This window comes from Psychrobacter sp. NPDC078929, assembly GCF_050267985.1.
GTDB lineage: Bacteria > Pseudomonadota > Gammaproteobacteria > Pseudomonadales > Moraxellaceae > Psychrobacter.
Map to the genome: position 1 here is coordinate 83,656 of NZ_JBNNFX010000008.1, position 21,742 is coordinate 105,397.

General features: G+C 42.6%; 20 protein-coding genes. 10 read left to right on the top strand and 10 right to left on the bottom strand.

Annotation, left to right across the window (positions count from 1 at the left end; genetic code table 11):
* Positions 1 to 14 precede the first annotated feature (14 nt).
* From ACQKCG_RS06435 to ACQKCG_RS06450, 4 genes are all read right to left on the bottom strand, one after another.
* A complete protein-coding gene (locus ACQKCG_RS06435; RefSeq protein WP_102078333.1) occupies positions 15 to 1,277 on the bottom strand; it encodes an ammonium transporter in 1,263 nt (420 codons plus the stop codon).
* A 107-nt stretch (positions 1,278 to 1,384) separates the two neighbouring features.
* Positions 1,385 to 1,723 (bottom strand): P-II family nitrogen regulator, encoded by a 339-nt coding sequence (locus ACQKCG_RS06440; RefSeq protein ID WP_010197981.1) that lies wholly within the window; start codon positions 1,721 to 1,723, stop codon positions 1,385 to 1,387.
* Between the two features lie 479 nt (positions 1,724 to 2,202).
* Positions 2,203 to 3,057 carry a universal stress protein gene (locus tag ACQKCG_RS06445; RefSeq protein WP_102078332.1) on the bottom strand — a complete coding sequence of 285 codons (855 nt, stop codon included), beginning with the start codon at positions 3,055 to 3,057 and terminating at the stop codon, positions 2,203 to 2,205.
* Positions 3,058 to 3,231: 174 nt separating this feature from the next.
* Positions 3,232 to 4,731 carry a SulP family inorganic anion transporter gene (locus ACQKCG_RS06450; RefSeq protein WP_102078331.1) on the bottom strand — a complete coding sequence of 500 codons (1,500 nt, stop codon included), beginning with the start codon at positions 4,729 to 4,731 and terminating at the stop codon, positions 3,232 to 3,234.
* 708 nt (positions 4,732 to 5,439) lie between these two features.
* On the opposite strand from ACQKCG_RS06450, the gene murD reads away from it, so the two are divergent.
* Both murD and ACQKCG_RS06460 read left to right on the top strand, forming a co-directional pair.
* Positions 5,440 to 6,864 carry a UDP-N-acetylmuramoyl-L-alanine--D-glutamate ligase gene (gene murD / locus ACQKCG_RS06455; protein WP_134292544.1) on the top strand — a complete coding sequence of 475 codons (1,425 nt, stop codon included), beginning with the start codon at positions 5,440 to 5,442 and terminating at the stop codon, positions 6,862 to 6,864.
* Between the two features lie 280 nt (positions 6,865 to 7,144).
* The gene (locus tag ACQKCG_RS06460) at positions 7,145 to 8,341 is read left to right on the top strand and encodes an FtsW/RodA/SpoVE family cell cycle protein (RefSeq protein ID WP_201556092.1); all 1,197 of its coding nucleotides are present in this window, start codon (positions 7,145 to 7,147) and stop codon (positions 8,339 to 8,341) included.
* Positions 8,342 to 8,473: 132 nt separating this feature from the next.
* Here ACQKCG_RS06460 and gluQRS read toward each other — a convergent pair whose 3' ends face one another.
* The 6 genes from gluQRS to ACQKCG_RS06490 all read right to left on the bottom strand — a co-directional run bounded on the left by gluQRS (position 8,474) and on the right by ACQKCG_RS06490 (position 14,169).
* Positions 8,474 to 9,469, bottom strand: coding sequence for a tRNA glutamyl-Q(34) synthetase GluQRS (gene gluQRS / locus ACQKCG_RS06465; protein ID WP_134292545.1), 996 nt, complete (start codon positions 9,467 to 9,469; stop codon positions 8,474 to 8,476).
* Positions 9,470 to 9,711: 242 nt separating this feature from the next.
* Positions 9,712 to 10,149 carry an RNA polymerase-binding protein DksA gene (dksA, locus tag ACQKCG_RS06470; protein ID WP_057762021.1) on the bottom strand — a complete coding sequence of 146 codons (438 nt, stop codon included), beginning with the start codon at positions 10,147 to 10,149 and terminating at the stop codon, positions 9,712 to 9,714.
* 492 nt (positions 10,150 to 10,641) lie between these two features.
* On the bottom strand, positions 10,642 to 11,496 hold the full coding sequence (locus ACQKCG_RS06475; protein WP_134292546.1) for a metallophosphoesterase: 855 nt from the start codon (positions 11,494 to 11,496) through the stop codon (positions 10,642 to 10,644).
* 316 nt (positions 11,497 to 11,812) lie between these two features.
* Positions 11,813 to 12,616, bottom strand: a complete 804-nt coding sequence (locus tag ACQKCG_RS06480; protein WP_134292547.1) for a metal ABC transporter permease — start codon at positions 12,614 to 12,616, stop codon at positions 11,813 to 11,815.
* A 104-nt stretch (positions 12,617 to 12,720) separates the two neighbouring features.
* On the bottom strand, positions 12,721 to 13,518 hold the full coding sequence (locus ACQKCG_RS06485; protein ID WP_101205960.1) for a metal ABC transporter ATP-binding protein: 798 nt from the start codon (positions 13,516 to 13,518) through the stop codon (positions 12,721 to 12,723).
* 72 nt (positions 13,519 to 13,590) lie between these two features.
* On the bottom strand, positions 13,591 to 14,169 hold the full coding sequence (locus ACQKCG_RS06490) for a Fur family transcriptional regulator (RefSeq protein WP_101206006.1): 579 nt from the start codon (positions 14,167 to 14,169) through the stop codon (positions 13,591 to 13,593).
* Between the two features lie 210 nt (positions 14,170 to 14,379).
* Between ACQKCG_RS06490 and ACQKCG_RS06495 the strand changes: the two genes are divergently transcribed.
* The 8 genes from ACQKCG_RS06495 (at position 14,380) to atpG (ending at position 21,735) form a co-directional block, all read left to right on the top strand.
* Positions 14,380 to 15,273, top strand: a complete 894-nt coding sequence (locus ACQKCG_RS06495) for a metal ABC transporter substrate-binding protein (RefSeq protein ID WP_227522959.1) — start codon at positions 14,380 to 14,382, stop codon at positions 15,271 to 15,273.
* A gap of 277 nt (positions 15,274 to 15,550) precedes the next feature.
* On the top strand, positions 15,551 to 15,949 hold the full coding sequence (locus tag ACQKCG_RS06500; RefSeq protein WP_101205958.1) for an ATP synthase subunit I: 399 nt from the start codon (positions 15,551 to 15,553) through the stop codon (positions 15,947 to 15,949).
* 676 nt (positions 15,950 to 16,625) lie between these two features.
* Positions 16,626 to 17,492: a F0F1 ATP synthase subunit A gene (gene atpB / locus ACQKCG_RS06505; RefSeq protein ID WP_101205957.1), complete on the top strand. Its 867-nt coding sequence runs from the start codon at positions 16,626 to 16,628 to the stop codon at positions 17,490 to 17,492.
* Between the two features lie 33 nt (positions 17,493 to 17,525).
* Complete coding sequence (gene atpE / locus ACQKCG_RS06510; RefSeq protein WP_010197960.1) at positions 17,526 to 17,774, top strand: F0F1 ATP synthase subunit C; 249 nt, start codon at positions 17,526 to 17,528, stop codon at positions 17,772 to 17,774.
* 117 nt (positions 17,775 to 17,891) lie between these two features.
* Positions 17,892 to 18,362, top strand: coding sequence for a F0F1 ATP synthase subunit B (locus ACQKCG_RS06515; RefSeq protein ID WP_101205956.1), 471 nt, complete (start codon positions 17,892 to 17,894; stop codon positions 18,360 to 18,362).
* 13 nt (positions 18,363 to 18,375) lie between these two features.
* The gene (locus ACQKCG_RS06520) at positions 18,376 to 18,999 is read left to right on the top strand and encodes a F0F1 ATP synthase subunit delta (protein ID WP_057762004.1); all 624 of its coding nucleotides are present in this window, start codon (positions 18,376 to 18,378) and stop codon (positions 18,997 to 18,999) included.
* A gap of 93 nt (positions 19,000 to 19,092) precedes the next feature.
* Positions 19,093 to 20,637: a F0F1 ATP synthase subunit alpha gene (atpA, locus tag ACQKCG_RS06525; protein WP_057762002.1), complete on the top strand. Its 1,545-nt coding sequence runs from the start codon at positions 19,093 to 19,095 to the stop codon at positions 20,635 to 20,637.
* 216 nt (positions 20,638 to 20,853) lie between these two features.
* Positions 20,854 to 21,735, top strand: a complete 882-nt coding sequence (gene atpG, locus ACQKCG_RS06530) for a F0F1 ATP synthase subunit gamma (RefSeq protein ID WP_101205955.1) — start codon at positions 20,854 to 20,856, stop codon at positions 21,733 to 21,735.
* Positions 21,736 to 21,742: the final 7 nt, after the last annotated feature.

Sequence of the window (21,742 nt, forward strand, 5' to 3'; positions counted from 1 at the left end):
TACTTGAAAGGAGCTTATCTTATAAATTCTGGGTAAGCTTCCATACCACATTCTGCAATATCAGCACCTTCGTATTCGTCTTCTTCAGAGATACGTAGACCGATAACTAGCTTGATGATAGACCAAACCACTAGGCTGGCAATGAATACCCAAGCAAAGATGGTTGCAGCACCCACAATCTGACCGATAAAGGTAGATGCTGGGTTAGTAATAGGTACAATTAGCAGACCAAATAGACCGACCACACCATGAACTGAGATTGCACCAACTGGATCATCAATTTTGATTTTGTCTAAGGCTAAAATAGATAGCACTACAATAATACCGGCGATAACACCAAAAATAGTGGCTTGTAATGCAGAAGGGGTTGAAGGCTCAGCAGTAATGGCAACTAGACCTGCTAGTACACCGTTTAGAAGCATAGTTAGATCCGCTTTACCAAAGATGATGCGGGCTAAGATCAAGGCACCGACAGCACCGCCAGCAGCAGCAGCATTAGTGTTCAAGAATACCATTGCAACAGCATTTGCACTAGCGATGTCGCCTAATTTGAGCACTGAACCACCGTTGAAACCGAACCAACCCATCCATAAGATTAGTGTACCGAGTGCCGCCAATGGTAGGTTGGCACCAGGAATAGCGCGTATCTCGCCATTAGGGCCATATTTACCTTTACGTGAGCCTAATAGTAGTACACCTGCTAGAGCTGCTGCTGCACCTGCCATATGTACGATACCAGAGCCTGCAAAGTCAGAGAAGCCCATGTCGCCTAGGTTGAATAGGCCAAAGACATCGTTGCCGCCCCATGTCCAGCTACCTTCTAGTGGGTAGATAACACCAGTCATGACCACAGCGAATAATAAGAATGACCACAGTTTCATGCGCTCAGCAACCGCACCTGATACGATTGACATACAGGTCGCTACAAAGACTACTTGGAAGAAAAAATCTGATGCGGCAGAGTAGACAGAGTCGCCACCGAAGCCGTTTTCAGCAGAGGCTGCTAGGGCGTCTTCTACTAACGTATCACCGCCTGCAATTCCGCTTAAGAATAGATCGCCACCATACATAATCGCATAGCCACATACCATATACATGATACTAGCCGTTGCAAATAGGGCAATGTTTTTGGTTAAGATTTCGACTGTGTTTTTTGATCGGACCAGTCCGGCCTCTAACATAGTGAAGCCTGCTGCCATCCACATGACCAACGCACCACATATCAAAAAGTAAAACGTATCAAGCGCATATTGGAGCTCAAAGATTTGACTTTCCATTTAAATTCCCCCTTGAATTTATAATATAGATATCGGCATTACCGATAGATAAAAATGCTGTAAGAGTCTGTACCTATAAGTTTATGCCCGTAGGTAGGTCTTCAAATTTAGATAGCGTCAGGTCCTGTTTCACCCGTACGGATGCGGATAACTTGCTCAAGTGCAGTGACGAAAATCTTGCCATCACCAATTTTACCAGTGCTAGCGATACGAGTGATTGCCTCGATAGCAGGCTCAACCATCTCGTCGATCACAGCGACTTCGACTTTTACTTTAGGTAAAAAGTCCACCACGTATTCTGCGCCGCGATAGAGCTCTGTATGACCTTTTTGACGACCGAAACCTTTGACTTCAGTGACAGTGACACCTTTAACACCGATGTCGGAAAGCGCTTCACGCACGTCGTCGAGCTTAAACGGTTTTAAGATCGCAGTGATTAGCTTCATAAAAAATTCCTTATTTGTGTGATGCCGCAGATTGATAGAAGTACTATGATGCATCATCATATCTCTGCCTTGCTTACTGTAAGTTATTCAAGAACTATGCCAACCTACTCAAGGGGGGAGGTAGAATTGGCGTTGTTCATTAAAAAGTAATGACAGTAGTAACATAGAGTATGGGCTACGATGCAACGATTAGAGCCATCGCTACAAGCATAATAAAGGTGAATCAATCTTTAGCGTTTGGTTAACGAAAACTTTATTATAACCAACTTTTTGAGTGCTTGGGGAGGCTATCCCTTTATTTCATGTGACGATTTGCTAACTTGAGTTTGGTCGTTAGCTTGGCCTTTTCATGCAAGCATATCAAAGATGAATGGCGGGAAGGTAGAGAGAAAATAGAGATAAGCGGCAGAGCCTAACATAGTAGTCAGGCCCCTGAGCCTAGGTAGATAAAGGACTAAGGCGTATTTATATATACGTCGTTATGCTTTAGGAAATAGTAGATAAGGGGTTTTTGTGCTGACCAATAGCTTTTTAGTGTCGCTACCTTGTAGTAATTCGCGTAGACGAGATTGGCCAAAAGCCCCAGTCATAAGTAAACCGATATCATGTTGGTTTTGATAGTAGTTCAAAGCCGCAGCTACATCACGGCAGTCAAGCAATGTCTTTTTGGATTTGATACCCGCCTGTTTGAGCTTGGCGTAGGCTTCACGCAACGCATCACAGTTATCAGAAGTTTCCTTACCAACCATCACAATATGAACCGTTAGTGCACGCACCAGTGGCGTTTTACACAGCCAATTTAGTAGTTTATGGCACGTTGGACTGTTATCAAACGCAAATAAAGCAGTAGTAGGGGGCAAAAATGGTGCATGTGTCACCAAAATGGGGCAATGACTGACTCGAATGAGTTGGCTCAGCGTTGATTTGCAGGTGACGTGATGGCCTATAACGATCAATTGTGCTTGGTCATCGACGTAATCAATGCTCTGATTGAGGTTCTCATGACGATGTAGTGTATATGTCTTTAACTTATGACGTTGCTGCTCACAATACGAGGTCGCTTGAGATAATAGCAGTCGGCCCTGCGCTTTTAGCTCACAGTTACTTAGATGCTCTTTGGATGTGAACTGTTCGAGCAAAGCGTTTTCATCATCAATATTGAGGCAACCAGAATAATTAATAGCGGCTTTTTGCTGCAAGCTTGGCATCGAGTGCAATAAGCCAACAGACGCGCGCAGGCGAATAGAAGCCCACATACTGGCCTCTAGTACCGCTTGAACATGATCAGGACAGTCCAAGCAAGCAATCACACTATCTGGTTTTAAATTACTCATAAAACGACCACATCATTTTAATAATAAAAATCGGCTATCTCAGTTTAGGGTTGGCGTATGCAAAATACATCCAACCCTTTTACCAATATAACTGTCTATTAATATCCGATACATTATCCATAGACTAATAATACAGTCACATGGCAACCGCGTAGATTTACTTAGCAGTGTCGCTTAGTCTAACAAGCCAATGTCTCGGCGGTCATGAACAGAGAAGCGATCAATTAGTGTTCGACTCGCATTGTTGAGTCCTACCACTTTGACATCAATGCCTTCACGTTGCAAGCGCATCACTAGTTTGTCCAAGGTATCAACAGCGCTAACATCCCAAAAATGTGCTTGGCTTACATCAATCTGAATACTATCTACAGCTTCTTTGGTATCGAAGCTATGCAAGAACTGGGTGGTAGAAGCAAAGAATACCTGCCCTTGAACATAATAGTAGCGGGTATTGCTGCTGTCATCATATTCACTAAAGATGGTTAGGAACTGACCAATTTTATTGGCAAATGCTAAAGCAGATAGCAGGACACCTACGCCCACACCGTAAGCCAGATTGTGAGTAAAGACGGTAGTCAATACAGTCGCTAGCATGACGATATTAAACGACATTGGGTGTGTCTTAAATTCGCGAATAGATTGCCAGTTAAACGTACCAATCGATACCATAATCATGACTGCAACCAAGGCTGCCATTGGAATTTGACTGACCCACTCGCTCAAAAACACGACCATAATCAGAAGGACTACACCGGCCATCAAAGTAGACAAACGCGTACGACCACCCGATTTGACGTTGATCATTGATTGGCCAATCATCGCACAGCCTGCCATACCACCAAAGAAACCTGATACGACGTTAGCCATACCTTGACCACGACACTCTTTGTTTTTATCACTTGGTGTATCGGTCAATTCATCGACGATCGTTGCTGTCATCATAGACTCTAAAAGACCAACGATGGCAAGCGCGATAGAGTATGGCGCAATAATCAGCAAGGTATTTAGGTTCAATGGAATGTCAGGCAACAAGAATACTGGTAATGCATCTGGCAAATCACCCATGCTACCAACGTTACGAATATCAAGATTCATATACATTGCAACAGCGGTCAAACCTACAATACAAATAAGCGGTGAAGGAACGATGCGACCGATTTTAGGAATAAGTGGAAACAGATAAATAATCGCCAAACCAGCTGCCGTCATGATATAAACGGTCATGCCGACACGCTCAGTCATTGGGTTCAGTTCTGGTAATTGCGCGGCAAAAATCAATATTGCTAAAGCATTGACGAAACCGATAACCACTGAGCGAGAAACAAAGCGCATTAGATTACCAAGCTTTAGTATGCCCATCACGACCTGAATGGCACCGCAAAGCAAAGTTGCGGCAAGCAAATACTGCAGACCGTGGTCAGCAACCAAATCAACCATGACCAATGCCATAGCGCCAGTCGCCGCCGAAATCATACCTGGACGACCACCGACAAAACTGATCACTACCGCGATACAAAATGAGGCATATAAGCCAACCTTTGGATCAACACCAGCGATAATAGAAAAGGCAATGGCTTCTGGAATAAGGGCTAGGGCTACAACCAAACCCGATAAAACGTCACCGCGAACATTGGAAAACCACTCGTCACGCAAGTTATCAATAAAAGATGTCATAAGTAAACTACATAGGGTTAGAGGCAAAAAAAGTAATCATTACTCATTTATAAAATGATCGCGTTGCTAATAATAGCTATTCATTTTTCTTTTACTTCAACATGCACTAGGTCATGTTGCTGTGTTGGATTGTGAGAAACTAATAACCGAGGTATATAACTAATAACTAAGATATCTAACTAATAACCGAGGTATCTACTGATTTTTTTGGTATCAAAAATACGCTCATCAATAATCAATACGATGATAAGGGCAGTAAATTACCTAAAAATATTTTTTAAAAGATTGCTTAAAATAGGCAACTAGATAGATGTACCTACAATAATATATAGAGTCAGCAATCACTTGCTGTAGTAGAAGGTGATATATCACTCGTCAAATTATCAAAATTGTCTGATACACCCTTATCACAACAAGAATCGTTGATGAAGAGACGTGACAATCGCGCGATAAATGTGACAACATGCTAAACTAAAATGCTTGAGCAATGTGCTCAGCAAAATACTGATAAATATTAATCAAGCTGACTATTATAGCATTAGCCACTTAATATAAAAACAGGCGAATAATAGCATAAACTCATAAAAAATCAGTACCGAAATCTGAACGATGGCGTTAAGATGCTGCACATCTTAGCGGTGTCGATTAGAGTCGCTATACAGCAGATTTATTTGATACAACTTTTCTCGTTTAATAGAAGGAATAGATATGACCACTAATACAGCAACAGAAGCCTTACTTCATAAGGGTAGTGGTCTACAAGTCGTGGTCGGTTTGGGGCAGTCTGGATTGTCAGTCGCGCATTATCTGGCCAAGCAAGGCTATCAAGTCGCAGTCACTGATGCTCAAGTTACCCCTAAATTGGCCGATCAGTTGCCAGCCGAGATTGAGATTCGCCAGTTTGGTGAGATAGATGCCGATTTATTGCAGCAAGCGGCACGTATTATTATTAGCCCAGGTATTTCTCTTGAGACTGCCGCTGTGGCTGCTGCTCGCCAAGCCAATATCCCTGTAGTTAGTGATATTCAACTGTTCTGTGAAGCTTGTACCGTACCAATCGTAGCGATTACAGGTTCTAACGCTAAAAGTACGGTCACTACGTTAGTTGGCCAAATGGCGGTAGATGCTGGCGTTAACGTGGGTGTTGGTGGCAATATCGGTGTACCAGCTTTAACATTGCTAGATAATTCTGATATGGAACTTGCGGTACTTGAGCTGTCTAGCTTCCAATTAGAAACCGTTACCAACTTGGGCGCAAAGGTAGCAACTGTGCTCAATATGTCGCCTGATCATTTAGATCGTCATGGAGATATGCTTGGCTACCATCAAGCCAAACATCGTATCTTCCAAGGTGCCAAGTCGGTGATGATTAACCGTGAAGATGCGCTCACTCGTCCATTGGTCGCAGACAACCTACCGAGAATTAGTACGGGTATTCATGCCCCTGATAAAGGTCAGTATGGTCTGATTACCGACACAGAGGGCCAAACTTATCTTGCTCGTGGTACAGAACGATTACTGTCGGCAGACAAACTGTTGATTAAAGGTCGTCATAATCTACTGAATGCGCAAGCGGCTCTGGCACTTGGCGAGCTTGCAGGATTGCCGCTAGAGAGTATGCTGACCACTTTACAGCAGTTCACAGGTCTTGAACATCGCTGCCAATATGTGGCCAATGCTGCTGGTATTGATTATTTCAATGATTCTAAAGGCACCAATATTGGTTCGACCATGGCCGCTATCGAAGGCTTGGGCGCAGTCTATGCGCCAAAAGACGGTAAGCTACTATTGATCCTAGGCGGGCAAGGCAAAGGGCAACAGTTTGGTGAATTAACGCCTTTTATCAATCAATACGTGAGCCAAGTCTTGTTCATTGGTGAGGATGGTCAGCAGATTGAACAACATCTCAGAGCTGCGAAATTGAGTGATGATGTCGCACTACATCAGTGTCAGACACTAGAGAACGCATTTGCGACTATTCAACAAGTCACTACCAGTAGTTTATCGCAAGTACAAGCTGTATTGCTGTCACCCGCTTGTGCTAGCTTTGACCAATATAGTGGTTATGCGGCTCGCGGTGAACACTTTAGCCAACTGGTCAATCAATTAGACACCGCACAATCAGAAGCTTGATAGGTAGTCGAATATATTAAGCAGCTATATAGGTTGGCATAGCAGATGTCTATTCTCTAGCAACAGCCAGTATTTTCTGGATAAATGATTGTTTTGCTTATAGATTGCTGCTACTGTCAAGCATATAATCCTGATTACTGAAATAGGTGCTGGCTAAGGCGTTTGCCAATGGTTAAAGGTTTCCTATCACCATCTATTTAGTACGATTTACTTTATAATTTTTTAAACGGTGGCGTTTCATAGACGCCGTGTTTTTTCGTTTGTTAGTGTATATAAAATTATGGCGCTCTCTTCTTTTTTTCGTTACTCGCCCCAAACCAAGCAAACCTCTGGCTCAGACGGTGTTCTGTCTATGCCGTCAGCGCGCGCAATTTTATTATCAAGCGTCGGCTGTATGATGGTGCTTAGTCTGCTGATGGTTGCTTCTGCTTCTATTCCTTTTGCGCTTAGCCGCGGTATGACAGAGCTGTATTTTTTCAAAAACCAGCTGTTGTATATGACAATTGGTTTAATCGTTGCGATTATTCCTTATTATGGCGTGTCTTTGCGCACCCTATATAAGACCGAGACCCAGTTTGCTTTGTTAGGCATCACAGGGCTATTACTTGTTGCCACGCTGTTTAGCACACCAATCAATGGTTCCAAACGTTGGCTTACGGTAGGTGGTTTTAACTTTCAGGTAGCTGAGTTAGCCAAACTGGTCATGATTGTGTTTGTATCTGACTTTGTGGTACGCCGGTCTTTTGAAGTTCGTAATGGCCTAGACGGTTTCTTACGAATTATGTTGGTAGTCGCGCTGATAACGATACTTCTATTGTCACAGCCAGATTTCGGTTCTTTTGTCGTCATTATTGGTACGCTGTTCGCGATTTTTTATATTGCTGGGGCGCCTTACAAGCATTTCTTAGCATTGGCTGCTGCTGCTGTTGGTGGAGCTGTCTTGATGGTGACTACGGCAGAGTACCGATTGGTGCGTGTGATGTCGTTTATGGATCCATTTGACGATGTGCAGGATACCGATTATCAGTTGGCGCGTAGTTTAATCGCCTTTGGCCGTGGCCAATTCACGGGTGTCGGCTATGGCGAAAGTGTACAGAAACTGTCGCATTTGCCTGAGGCGCATACGGATTTCCTATTAGCCATTACGGGTGAAGAGTTAGGGTTCGTCGGTGTCAGCATGGTACTGATACTTGAAGCGCTGATCATCGGTAGTGCGATGCGGATCAGTTACAACGCGCTGAAACGTCGTCAAATGCGCATGAGCTATACTGCTTTCGGTATTGGTGTGGTATTTATTGCCCAGACGATTATTAACGCTGCGATGAATATGGGTGCTATTCCAACCAAAGGTCTCACTATGCCGTTCTTTAGTTATGGTGGTTCGTCTATGTTGATTAGCTTGGTTATGGTCGCGCTATTATTGAAGATATATAAAGAAAGCCCTGAAATCGAGAAAAGCCAATGCCGTTATTACTAATAGGCTTTGCCTATAATTGGCTGAGTGTCATGTAGCTTTAAGATTTCGGTAAATCATGCCCAGTACGATTGGCATCAAAGCGTCACTCATAGTGGCGCTTTTTATTGTCTATTTATAGCTTTTGAACTCTTATTAATAGGACAAGTTTAACTGTTGCTTGCCTTGTAGTGGGGTATTGTCCCATTGCGTAATGGCTTGTTTAAGCATGTTTTCTGGGGTATCGATATCGACCTTTGCTTGCTGTAGTAGTGATAGGGCTTCAGCAATAAGTTGACTCGGGTCTGATGTGTCAATTGGTTGAGCAAGGTTTTGCTTAGAGAGCTTTTTGCCATCAGCATTATTAATCAATGGCAGATGATACCATTGGTCAATAGTGGGTAGGCGCGCGGCTTGCATGATACCGATTTGCGCCGTCGTCATAGGTAGAATATCAAGGCCACGCATGATATGAGTAACCTGCTGTAGACCATCATCGAGGCTGGCTGCCAGTATATAGTTAATCATGCCATCCTGACGACGAGCGACCATATCACCTAACGTCTGCTGCGGATTATCCCATTGTAGTCCCTGAATACCGTCATTGAAGCCAATCCGATAGTCTGGTAGCTGAATACGTAGCTTATGCTGCTGTCTATCAAGGTCAGCTGCCACACAGCGACGCGGATAGCGTTGTCTATTTGGCTGTACTTGGCCAATTGATGAAACTTGTTCGTCTAAGGATGTCTGGTCGGTCAGCGCAGCTAAGCTGGCAAGACTATGGTTTCTACTTATCTCTTCTTGCGCCCAGTACTGTTCTAAGTCTTTACGAGAGCATTGGCAGCCATAGGTCAACGGCTCCAGATATGATGACAGATAATCGTTATAGATATCAATGCGCTCAGACTGATAAATAACATCACCATCCCAATGCAATCCAAGTGCCTCAAGATCCATCAAAATTTGCTCAGTGAACTGTCTATCACAGCGTTCAGTATCGGTATCTTCCATACGCAACAGCCATTTACCACCGATTGATTTGATATGGCAAAAGCTGGCAAGCGCAGTCGTTAGAGAACCAAGATGTAACTCACCCGTTGGTGAAGGCGCAAAGCGGCCAATAGGCTGTGATGGTAGCGTTTGAGTCGGCATGGTGGTAGGCGTTGTTTTCAAAATAAATGGCTGTCTATAAGAGGTAATAAAGATAGAATAATAAATATGAGTATCAAAAGATATTCATTAAATGAGATTGTTTTGTTAGTCATGTCATTATTCAGGCGATTATATTTGTCAGAGCAAAGTCAGTAACGCAGCAAAATAGTGACAGTCTAAAATACAAAAAGCGACCTATTACAAGGTCGCTTCTGCTGACATTTATATCTGTAATATCTGATCTAAGCGCCTTGGTTTTGACGTTCTTTAATTTCAGATAAGGTTTTGCAGTCGATACATTGAGTTGCGGTTGGACGTGCTTCAAGGCGACGTAATCCAATCTCTACACCACAAGTCTCACAAAATCCATAGTCATCATTTTCGATTTCTAACATAGATTTGTCGATTTTGCGGATAAGTTTGCGCTCACGGTCGCGAGTACGTAATGCCAATGCAAACTCTTCTTCTTGAGTGGCACGGTCATTGATGTCTGGCATGGCGCTTGACTCATCTTGGATGTAGTTTTTGGTACGATCCGCTTCGCCAATCAGTTGGTTTTTCCAATCCAATAAAATAGCCTTAAAGTGCTCCAACTGCGCATCAGACATATACTCTTCGTCTTTGGCCGGCACATAAGGAGTAAATTTAACTTCACTCGGATTCGTGGTCAGGGTGCTCATATGGGTATCCTACTTTTTCAAATTAATTCAATAAAACGACGTATCAAAAGACAAGACGTTATTAATGCTACAAACGCTACAATTTGTCCTTTTATCAAACGTTTCACCACTTGGTAATACAAGTAACACAGCTGATCAAATAATATCGTAGACTTTATATACTGACAGTTATATACCGATTGTTAGATAGGTTGTTATATAAACTTCGGTTTGAATAATACTGTCTAAAGCATGCCGTAGGTCAGTGATTGTGAAAACTGAGCTTGTGGTTAATGGGCCATCCTAGCTATCGTGCAGTGGCTTCATATTAGATATTGGGCCACCCTTGCTTTATTTCATAAGTTGTATCATTGTTTGTAATAATAATGAAGTGATTTTTTATATTGAATGCATATTTTATTTGTTCATCACTGCATTTTTGATTAGGAATTATTGACGAAAGCTATAAGTACAAAGGGCTAATGGTTATACTATTCCCAATAATTCTGGGCATCAAGTATCCAGTCTTTCAACCCAGCTTGCAACTGTTCCATTGTTGGCTAATTGCAACCAGCGATATCCTGGTAATGCATGCTCATCATAAGAAAAATCATCTTCATAGGGTTTGAACTGATAGCAGGTAGATGGCGTGCTATACACCGTGACGCCTTGGCGCAGTCGAACTTGCTCTTGGTGAGTATGCCCACTGATCACCACTTGTAGCTGTTCAAATGGTGCCATATGCTCCCAAAAGCTCTCAGTGTTTTCTGCCATATGGGTATCAATCCAGTCAGAGTCAACTGGAACAATATGATGGTGTAGGGCGATTAATGCAGGCTTATTACAGGTACTGAGTCTCTCACATAACCAATTAATATCAGTAGGCGTAATCTCGCCTGCGACCTTACCAGAAATGGAGGAGTCTAATAACAACAGCTGCCAGTATTCAGTCTCAATGACATGACGACTTAACAAACGTGAGTCAGCAGGCTGAGCGACAAGCTCTCGTTGAAAAAACGGCAAGTCTTTACCATTCTCGTCCGTCACATCATGATTACCAGCAATACAGGCAAAAGGAATCTGAGTCGCCTGTAATACAGTAAAGATATGATCGTAAATTGAAGACTTTACTCGATTGACCAAGTCACCAGTCACAATAATCAAATCACAGCGAATATCTTCACTAAGTGCCTGTTGGAGAACTGCTTCAAAACTACGCTGACAAGCCATATCATCACTATAGGTATTACTCTCATCAACAAGGACAGGATCAACAAGGACAGGCGTCGATAAATGCAAATCAGTAATTTGTAAAATATTTATCGTTTTATCAGAGGTGCTTAACTTATTGGCAGGATAGTTTGGCATTGGTTCAGTCCCTTATCGAGTCACAACAATAAGTATTGTTAGCGCGAGTATGGATAAATGAGCTACTATTTTTCACTGGGTATTTATAATTATCATCAATCTACTATAAAAGAGCACAGCGTTTGCTTTGAACTTACTTTGACTCTAATCAACGATATTTATACTATCAACTAGCAATAGCAAATTTAAAGTCTAGAGCCACCTTATAGTATTATCGAACTAAAGTATTCATTATATTAATAAAATAAAGTCCAACAAAAAGATAGCGAAAAACAGTCGTAATTTATTCATTATAACGTATTTACAGCGACGCTAACTAAAGTTTTATCTTTATTAACTTCGAAAAAATGAGTGCAGTAAAAAATAAAGCAGCTAATATCAAGACGATAGAAAGACCTGTTTGAATATCTAGCCAAATACTGCCCCACACACCAAGTGTCACACCCAGTTGAGCGCTTATCAACGCTATAATCACCATTTGTTTTGGCGATGCTGACCATAGACGTGCGGTCAGTGCAGGTAGCACTAATAATCCGCTAATTAATAGACTGCCAACCGCCTGTAATGCAATCGCACAAAACCCTGCCAGTACACCCATAAAAAACAGCCGTTGCCGTGTTGGGTTGATACCTTGAATACGTGCCAATGCTTCATGCGTTGCAAGCTTGATTTGCGCAGGCCAAATATAGATAAGCAGTCCCAAGCCAGCTAATACGCTACCAGCAAGCAAAGGCAAATCTGCCCAATCAAGATCTAATAAGTTGCCGAACAAAAACCCGAGCACATTGGCCTGTTGGTCAGTCAATTGGGTCAAAGCCAGCAATCCTAGGCACAAGAGCGACACTGACACGACTGCCAATACAGCATCCACTGGCAGACGCTCATCATCAATCAAGACCAATCCCAGTACGACCATGACACTGACTAATGCAATGCCGATACCCATTGGTAATTGCCACCACACCGCTAAAGCCACACCTAACAACGTGCCATGGGCTAAGGCATCGGCGAAAAACGCCATACGCCGCCATAATACTAAGCAACCTAACGGCGCTGATAATAACGCTAATATACTGCCAGCGATCCAAGCAGGCGCAATGATGGCTAACCAAGCAGTCATAATGAATGTCCGTAAAAATTTTATAAATAGAGTAAAGCCGTATTATTTATACATTTGATAGTTTTGGCTTTGATGAGCTAGATTTCGAGCTTTGTCTATTAAAACTATAACTCGCTTGGTGCATGGTGTTCACAGGCATGGGGCTGATGCACGTATGGCTGCTCATAATGATGACCAAATAGCTTTTGAAACTCAGTACTAATGGCTAGCTCGCTTGGTTGTCCTTCACAGCAAATATGCTTATTTAAACAAATGACGCGGCGGCTGCCTTTCATAACCCAGTGTAAATCATGAGACACCACTAGCATGGCGCAACGTAAGAAATCAGGCAGCTCATCAATAAACTGATATAGCCAAACTTCAGTATCAGGATCGAGCCCCTGCATCGGCTCGTCTAAAATAAGCAAGTTGGGTTTGTCTAGTAGCGCTCTGGCCAATAGTACGCGCTGCGTCTCACCACCTGATAAATGCAACATCTGCCGTGACAGTAGATGGGTTAATGATAAGTTATCAAAGATAAACTGCCGCTGCTCAGGGGTTAAACGTTTCTTATCTGCTTGCGCCAACAAATCGCAAACGCGCAGTGGCAATATCGGTGGCACAGCAAATCGCTGCGGCACATAACCAAGCTGTAGCGGCTGATGTGCTGTCATAGAGCCATCAGTTGACTCAATCAGACCTAAGATGAGTTTGACTAGTGTCGACTTACCAGCACCATTGGGACCGATAAGACTGACCGTCTCATTAACAGCAATGTCGATATCTATGTGAGAGAGCAGACGTTGAGGCCCAATATGGTAACTGATATTGTTTAAGCTCAATAATTTGTCGGCATTACTCACAGTACTGCTCTTCGTAACGGCAGTATTTGACTGATTAGAAGGTAGGGTAGAGGTATTCATAATATGACAACGCATAGGTAAATAGACAATCGACGAATCATGCTTAAAACGTTTACAAAAACCATAGTAGCGCTACTGGCAAGCTTGGCAACGACCGCCAAGCTCAATGACACTACGCTCAACCACAAACCCTACATCTTGCTCGGCAAAGCTCATCATTTCCTGAACGGGCAGGCTGCTGCATTCTTGAACGCGTTGACACTGATCGCAGATTAAGAAGGCGGCTGTATGCTGGGCACGAGGATGACAGCAAGGAACATAAGCATTAATAGAGGTTAATTGATGAATCAACCCTTCACTTAGCAAAAATTCTAAACTGCGATAAACCGTTGGCGGCGCGACATTTTTCGGCGCACGTTTTTTAGTTGTCTTAGTGTCTATTGATAGTGTGGGTGAGCTCGTTGCTTTTTGAATATCGTTGCCATCAGGTATAGATAATCGCATTTGCTGCAACTGAGTGATTAGGTCATAAGCGCCAACGGGCTGATCCGCCTCTAAGACCAATTGGTATATCTGCTGACGCAAAGGCGTAAAGCGCGCGCCATTTAGACGGCAATGCTCTTTAGCTGCTGCTAAGCGTTCATGAACATCATGCGGAGTCAGATCTTGCGCATCATGCAAATGTTCGCAGATCGATGAAGTAATAGACATGGTACAAGCTCCTAAAAATAGCATGGTAATCGCATGACGTTTTTTATGATAGCGTTTTTTATTGTTATAGTATAACATACTAAAATAATAACTGAGTGAATTGTCTTATAGTAGTCTTGTATATCTACCCTTTTTACAGGAGTGGGGCAGGACACTATGACTTATACGTTCGTTATCCAACAATGCTATCTAACAATACAAGAGCTTACTATGAACGCTGTTTTTACTTACTCCGTACGTTCGCTTATCACATTACAGCGCTTGCTAATGACAGGATTGATAGTCCTAGGGTCTTTCACACTGAGTGCACAAGCTGCAACGGTCAGTGTTAGTAATTATCCGCTATTCTTGTTAAGTGAAGCAGTAACAGAAGGCGCGCCATCAGCCAATCGACTATTGCAAGCGGGGGAGGTAGGACATCATGGTAGTATTAGCCCTGGTGATATCAAGGCAATCAAAGAAAGTAAGTTTGTGGTATGGTTTGGTGAGCCGCTAGAAAACAATGTAGCAGCAAGTCTAAAAACAGCCCCAAATGCCATTGCTTTATTTGAGTTTGATGCATTCAATCGTCATCCATTACGTGATGTAAAGGGCGACGCTATCGCGGGTACACTAGATCCACATATTTGGTTAGACCCTGAAAATGCCAAAGCCATTACCCGTGCATTGGCTGTGATTCATAGCCATGCCAATCCGCAATATAAAGACCTATACCAAGCCAACGCGAAAAAATTTGCACAGCAACTAGACAAAGAAGTTACTGCATTTGAGCAAAGCTCTACTCAAAGTACCTCAAAAACACGACCTTATTGGGCTTATCATGATGCTTATCAATATATCGAAGACAGCTTACACTTAACGCTCGTCGGTAGCCTTAGCGTAGATCATCATCTATCACCCAAAGCAAGCCAACTACGTTGGTTAAACGAGCAACGCCCAGCTAAGCAAATGTGTTTAGTCAGTCCAAGTGAGCCAGCAAAAGGCTTACTTGCGAAGTTACAACCAGTGAAGAATACGGTACAGCCAGAAGATATGAGTAGTAGCGATGACTTTATCAGTGGTTGGCAGAATATGGCCAAACAGATATATCAATGTATCTCGTAATGTAGCCAAAAACAGTACTTTGCTAGGATTATTTGAGTTGGTTGTACAGCTTCGCTTCGAGCATTTATTACAGACTAAATAATATAATAATCTTAGCAAGATGCGTTAGGTGACTGATAAAAGTCATATTTTACTTGCTTAATAGTTACGCTCTACCTATAATAAGTAGCGTTTTATTTTGGCCGAAAGGTAATGCCTGTAGAGTAAGTCATTCACGGATAAAATTATCATAAGTATGATATATTGTCCCAATGCTGTAAGGGCTATAGGAATACCGATGACCAAGCCTGCCAAACGCACGCAAAAAGACAAGATTGGCATCTATATTAAACGACAAGCATGGATACTATTTATCCTTATTATTATTGCTTGGATAGTGGATACTATTTGGCTACATAGTGAGCTTACGATAGCAAAAAGCGCTGCAATTGGTGCGCTACTAAGTTTTATCACTCAAGCAGTATTTGCGTTTTTTATTTTTTGGTATACCGGATATCGCGCGCGCCAACGCATCGTTAGCCAGCTATATCGGGGTCAAATGTCAAAATGGTTATTGACCGTGTTTGGTTTTGCACTAATTTTTATTACCGTACAACCCCTATCTGCGCCAGCGCTGTTTATCGGTTTTATGGTAATGCAAATTAGTCACAGTTGGATGTTGTGGCATATACGCTAGCGCTAATAAATGATCGCTAAACAGATGGTTTATTAATAGTACTGGCAAGTCACCCTGCCGTCCAGCTTCTCTATGACTAGTTCGAAAAGTCGAAGCACAACGCTGTCTTAGGATAGCACCAGTGATTATAAAGACCGCACTATGAGTCTCAATGTTAGACGTAGTATGCAGTGAGAGGGTAGGGGTTACTCAACTATCTGTATTGCTGATAATTAGATTACTGATATCTGATTATGGTTAGTAGCTATATTAGCAAGTAAAACTGGTGGCTAACTTATTCATACAGTGGATAAAAAAATCACAATTGACTTTACACGAATACAACGCTGCATTAATATAGGCGGCTAAATATTTTGCTTATAAGCGCTACATTAAGTGCCGATCGTAAAAAACGGTCAGTGAGCAAGCACATATATAATAATTTTGCGTATAAAAATGCAAGGGCTATTACTGAGTTATCATAAGCCCTTTTTTGATAGCTAAAATTTATCTCACGCTATCAAATATTGCATATTAGTAATAGAACTATGGGTTGGATGTTGTTGGTTACATGAGTGATTTAGTACGGTTTATTTATTTGTTTAATAGCAAGATAGATATAAATACTACACCTCATCAGATGACAACCATATTTTTGGTAGTTGATTAAATCGTTGATTAATAAGAAGCTTACATTATGGCATCCGAGCAAACATCATCAGAATATATCTCTCACCACTTAACGAATTGGACGTATGGCTATCTGCCGGGCGAAGGTTGGAAAGTTGCTCATACTGCTGAAGAAGCAGGGGCAATGGGCTTTAACGCTATCCATCTTGATTCTATGCTATGGTCGATTGGTCTAGGTATCTTATTTTGCGCCGTCTTTTGGATGGTTGCCAAAAAAGTCACTTCAGGCGTGCCTGGAAAAACTCAGGCAGCAGTTGAGATGATCGTTGAGTTTGTTGATAACAACGTTCGTGATTCATACAGTGGTACATCAAAACTGATTGCGCCATTGGCGTTGACCATTTTTGTCTGGATCTTTTTGATGAACTTGATGGATTTGATACCTGTTGATTTCATTCCAGGTATTGCTGGTCAAATCGGTGCCGCTATGGGTCATGATCCACATCATGTTTTCTTTAAGATTGTTCCAACGACTGATCCTAACATCACGCTTGGCATGTCGTTCTCTGTCTTTGCACTGATTATCTTTTATAGCATTAAAGAAAAAGGTTTGGGCGGCTTTATCGGTGAGTTAACACTGCATCCGTTTGGCGCCAAAAACCCAATCGTACAAGCGATTTTGATTCCCATCAACTTCATCCTAGAAGCAGTTACTCTAATAGCCAAACCTGTATCACTTGGTTTGCGTCTATTCGGCAACATGTATGCTGGGGAATTGATTTTCATACTGATTGCTCTAATGCCGTTTTGGATTCAATGGGCGTTATCGGTACCGTGGGCTATCTTCCACATCTTAGTTATTACACTTCAAGCGTTCGTATTCATGATGCTGACGATAGTTTACATGTCGCTTGCATCATCAACTGAACATTAATTAGACATTCAATAGGTAAATGAGGATACATCAATGGATCCAGTATTAGGTGGTTACACAGTTATCGCAGTAGCACTACTTATCGGTCTTGGCGCACTTGGCACAGGTATTGGTTTTGCTATTCTAGGTGGAAAATTCTTAGAAGGCGTTGCGCGTCAACCAGAGCTTGGCTCACAATTGCAAACTCGTATGTTCATCGTAGCAGGTCTTCTTGATGCTATTCCGATGATCGGTGTTGGTATTGCTATGCTATTGTTGTTCGCTAACCCTCTAGCAGGTTAATCCGAAAGCTCAGTTGTAAATGTTTGGTATTCGGAGACTTTCTATCAAATATAGTCAAGATTTGACTACCAAACATGATCAATGAAACTGATTTTTCATTAACAAAGAGGTGATCACGTGAATATCAATTTTACCCTCGTCGGTCAAGCCATTGCTTTTGCAATATTTGTGATTTTTTGCATGAAATTCGTGTGGCCACCACTTATCGGTGCCATCAATGAGCGTCAGCGTAAAATTGCTGAAGGTCTGAATGCCGCAGAAAAAGCAAAAGCAGATTTGGCGACCGCGGAGCAAAATGTCCAGCAGGAACTTGATCTTGCAAAGACCAAGGCTGCCGCTCTAATCGAGCAAGCGAACAAGAGTGCCAATCAGCTCGTCGAAGATGCAAAATCGCAAGCCCAAGCGGAAGGCGAGCGCATTCGTCAACAAGCGCAAGCATCTATCGATCAAGAAATCAATCAAGCGCGTGAATCATTGCGTGCCCAAGTTGCTGAACTGGCTGTACTTGGTGCAGAGAAGATTTTGCAAGACAAAGTCGATGTGCAAAAACATGCCAGTATGTTAGACCAACTGGCGGCGAAGCTGTAATTGTGAGGATATAATGGCTGACTTATCAACCTTAGCACGACCGTACGCTAAAGCCGCGTTTGACTATGCCAACGAAAACGGCGCAGTCAACGAGTGGGAAAACTTCTTACTTGTTGCTAGCACTGTTGTCAATGACAAGTCGTTCAGTACTTGGCTAGACAATCCAGCTGTTTCTGCTGAGCATAAGTCAGCTGCTTTGGTCGATCTTTATGATACGCAAGTAGCTAGCGCTAATGATTCTGCTTTTAAGCAGTTATTAAGCGAAGCTCAAGGGACTAGCCTTGACAGTAACGTAAGCTATCCAAAAGTATCAGTAGCACTTAGTAACTTCGTTAAACAGTTATCAGAACAAGAGCGTCTGGCGCTGCTTCCTGAAGTTTATGAGCATTATCGCCGTCACAAGGCAATAAGCTTAAAGCAGCTTGACGCATATGTGACCTCTGCCTACCCATTGACTGATGAACAGCGTCAAACGCTACAAACGCGTCTTGCTGCCTCGCTAAATGCTAGTGTAGTGATTCACGAATCAGTTGATCCAAGTCTATTGGCAGGCGCTACAATCAAAGTCGGTGACAAAGTCATTGATGATTCGATGCGCGGCAAGTTACAACAGTTAAAAACACAGCTAACTGCCTAATGCCAATCATCAATACAGTCAAATATTGACTGTATGATTATAAGAGCAATTAAGTCAGTGGGCGGGTTATCATAAATTAAAGGAAACAAGGCAATGCAACAATTGAATCCAGCGGAAATCAGTAACCTGATTAAGCAGCGTATTCAAGACCTTGATGCGGGTGCAACTGCAAAGAATGAAGGCACGATTGTCAAAGTATCTGACGGTATCGTGCAGATTCATGGTCTTGAAGATGCCATGTACGGCGAAATGATTGAGTTTGAAGGCGAAATCTACGGAATGGCTCTAAACTTAGAGCGTGATTCTGTTGGCGCGGTAGTACTTGGTGATTACCTAAAGCTGCAAGAAGGTCAAAAAGCCTATTGTACTGGTCGTATTCTTGAAGTACCAGTAGGTCCTGAGCTGTTAGGCCGTGTTGTTGATGCTTTGGGTAATCCTATTGATGGCAAAGGTCCTATCGATGCCAAGATGACTGATAAAGTCGAAAAGATCGCTCCAGGCGTTATCGACCGTCAATCAGTAGATCAACCAGTAATGACTGGTTATAAAGCCGTTGATACCATGATTCCAATCGGTCGTGGTCAGCGTGAGCTTATCATTGGTGACCGTCAGACTGGTAAAACAGCGATGGCTATTGATGCGATCATCGCACAGAAAGCTTCAGGCATTAAATGTGTATACGTGGCTATCGGACAAAAACGTTCGACTATCGCTAACGTCGTACGTAAGCTTGAGCAAACTGGCGCACTAGAATACACCACTGTTGTGGTTGCTTCAGCATCAGAGCCTGCAGCACTTCAGTATATCGCACCGTACTCAGGTTGTACGATGGGCGAATACTTCCGTGACCGCGGCGAAGACGCACTGATTGTATTTGATGACTTATCAAAGCAAGCAGTCGCTTATCGTCAGATTTCACTACTATTACGTCGTCCGCCAGGTCGTGAAGCTTATCCTGGTGACGTATTCTATTTACATTCACGCCTACTTGAGCGTGCATCACGTGTAAATGCTGATTATGTAGAAAAATTCACTAACGGTGAAGTGAAAGGTAAAACTGGTTCTTTAACCGCTCTACCAATCATTGAAACACAAGCTGGTGACGTATCTGCATTCGTACCAACCAACGTGATTTCGATCACTGATGGTCAGATCTTCCTAGAGTCTAGCTTATTCGCCTCAGGTATTCGTCCAGCAGTAAACGCTGGTATCTCGGTATCTCGTGTTGGTGGTGCCGCTCAGACTAAGATCATCAAAAAGCTATCTGGTGGTATTCGTACCGCTCTAGCTCAATATCGTGAACTAGCAGCATTTGCTCAGTTCGCATCAGATCTTGATGACGCAACTCGCGAACAGCTTGATCATGGTGAGCGTGTGACTGAATTGATGAAGCAGAAGCAGTATCAGCCGATGTCAATCTCTGAGCAAGCAGCCGTTATCTATGCTTCAAACGAAGGCTTCTTAGCTGACGTACCTGTCGAAAAGATTGGTTCTTTCGAAGAAGCGTACCTACGTTATATGCATGATGAGCAAAGTGAATTGATGCGTGAGATTGATGACACTGCGAACTACAATGATGATATCGCAGGTCGTTTAAAGTCATCTCTAGAGACCTTTAAACAAAATCACAGTTATTAATTTAACGGGTTAAGCCGAATTGGTTATAACTGTAGCTTAGAGCTGATAAAGTGGCGCGTTGTCTGACCAGATATTTGCGCCACTGTTTTAACCATTATCGGTATTAGATCGCGTAATGCCACAAGATATAAAATGTTATTCTGTAGGACTGATGTTGTATATCAAACGATTGTCGCATGCGCCAATGCTTTTTAACCCTCTTATATTGGAATCATTATGGCAAGCTTAAAAGAGATACGTGCCAAAGTCACCAGTATTAAAAGCACCCAGAAAATTACTCGTGCTATGCAAATGGTAGCGGCAAGTAAAATGCGCCGTGCGCAAGAGCGCATGGACGTGGGTCGCCCGTATGCTGATAGTATGCGCCGGGTTATTTCACATTTGGTGCATGCCTCATCAGACTATAAACATCCGTATATGGTATCGCGTCCAGTCAATAAGGTTGGCTATATTGTCATTACCTCTGACCGTGGCCTAGCGGGTGGTTTGAATATTAACTTATTCAAAGCCCTAACTAAAAGTATCCAAGATTATCAAGATCAGTCTGTACAGGCTGAGTTTGCAGTCATCGGTGCCAAAGGTGTGAGTTTCTTCAAAAACTTTGGTGGTAAAGTTACGTCGGCTGTGACCGATTATGGCGATAAACCAACGTTTGAACAATTGAATGCACCGGTTCAAGCGATGCTTGAAGACTATAATAACGGCAATATTGACCGTATTTATGTAGTCTATAACCGATTCGTCAATGCAATGACTCAGAAACCAACGGTTAATCAGTTGGTTCCTCTACCAGAGCAGTCATTTGATGATGAAGACAGTGGTCTACAGACAGAACTTAGCTGGGATTATATCTACGAGCCTGACATCAAGACGTTAATTGATGAATTGCTTGGTCGCTATATTGAGTCGATTGTTTATCAAGCGGTAATGGAAAACATTGCCTCTGAGCAGTCTTCACGTATGGTTGCGATGAAAGCGGCAACAGATAATGCTGGTGACCTTATTAACGATTTACAGTTGGTTTATAACAAGCTGCGTCAAGCGGCGATTACCCGAGAAATCTCGGAAATCGTTGGCGGTGCTGCTGCTGTTTCATAATTGACTA

What these genes read in the sequence shown, in the direction of transcription:
- ACQKCG_RS06460 (WP_201556092.1), top strand. Translation starts at nt 7,145, where the DNA reads ATGGCGCTCTCTTCTTTTTTTCGTTACTCGCCCCAAACCAAGCAAACC.
- ACQKCG_RS06435 (WP_102078333.1), bottom strand. Translation starts at nt 1,277, where the DNA reads ATGGAAAGTCAAATCTTTGAGCTCCAATATGCGCTTGATACGTTTTAC.
- ACQKCG_RS06475 (WP_134292546.1), bottom strand. Translation starts at nt 11,496, where the DNA reads ATGCCAAACTATCCTGCCAATAAGTTAAGCACCTCTGATAAAACGATA.
- atpA (WP_057762002.1), top strand. Translation starts at nt 19,093, where the DNA reads ATGCAACAATTGAATCCAGCGGAAATCAGTAACCTGATTAAGCAGCGT.
- atpG (WP_101205955.1), top strand. Translation starts at nt 20,854, where the DNA reads ATGGCAAGCTTAAAAGAGATACGTGCCAAAGTCACCAGTATTAAAAGC.
- atpE (WP_010197960.1), top strand. Translation starts at nt 17,526, where the DNA reads ATGGATCCAGTATTAGGTGGTTACACAGTTATCGCAGTAGCACTACTT.
- murD (WP_134292544.1), top strand. Translation starts at nt 5,440, where the DNA reads ATGACCACTAATACAGCAACAGAAGCCTTACTTCATAAGGGTAGTGGT.
- ACQKCG_RS06520 (WP_057762004.1), top strand. Translation starts at nt 18,376, where the DNA reads ATGGCTGACTTATCAACCTTAGCACGACCGTACGCTAAAGCCGCGTTT.
- ACQKCG_RS06440 (WP_010197981.1), bottom strand. Translation starts at nt 1,723, where the DNA reads ATGAAGCTAATCACTGCGATCTTAAAACCGTTTAAGCTCGACGACGTG.
- ACQKCG_RS06495 (WP_227522959.1), top strand. Translation starts at nt 14,380, where the DNA reads ATGAACGCTGTTTTTACTTACTCCGTACGTTCGCTTATCACATTACAG.
- gluQRS (WP_134292545.1), bottom strand. Translation starts at nt 9,469, where the DNA reads ATGCCGACTCAAACGCTACCATCACAGCCTATTGGCCGCTTTGCGCCT.
- atpB (WP_101205957.1), top strand. Translation starts at nt 16,626, where the DNA reads ATGGCATCCGAGCAAACATCATCAGAATATATCTCTCACCACTTAACG.
- ACQKCG_RS06480 (WP_134292547.1), bottom strand. Translation starts at nt 12,616, where the DNA reads ATGACTGCTTGGTTAGCCATCATTGCGCCTGCTTGGATCGCTGGCAGT.
- ACQKCG_RS06485 (WP_101205960.1), bottom strand. Translation starts at nt 13,518, where the DNA reads ATGAATACCTCTACCCTACCTTCTAATCAGTCAAATACTGCCGTTACG.
- ACQKCG_RS06450 (WP_102078331.1), bottom strand. Translation starts at nt 4,731, where the DNA reads ATGACATCTTTTATTGATAACTTGCGTGACGAGTGGTTTTCCAATGTT.
- ACQKCG_RS06500 (WP_101205958.1), top strand. Translation starts at nt 15,551, where the DNA reads ATGACCAAGCCTGCCAAACGCACGCAAAAAGACAAGATTGGCATCTAT.
- dksA (WP_057762021.1), bottom strand. Translation starts at nt 10,149, where the DNA reads ATGAGCACCCTGACCACGAATCCGAGTGAAGTTAAATTTACTCCTTAT.
- ACQKCG_RS06490 (WP_101206006.1), bottom strand. Translation starts at nt 14,169, where the DNA reads ATGTCTATTACTTCATCGATCTGCGAACATTTGCATGATGCGCAAGAT.
- ACQKCG_RS06445 (WP_102078332.1), bottom strand. Translation starts at nt 3,057, where the DNA reads ATGAGTAATTTAAAACCAGATAGTGTGATTGCTTGCTTGGACTGTCCT.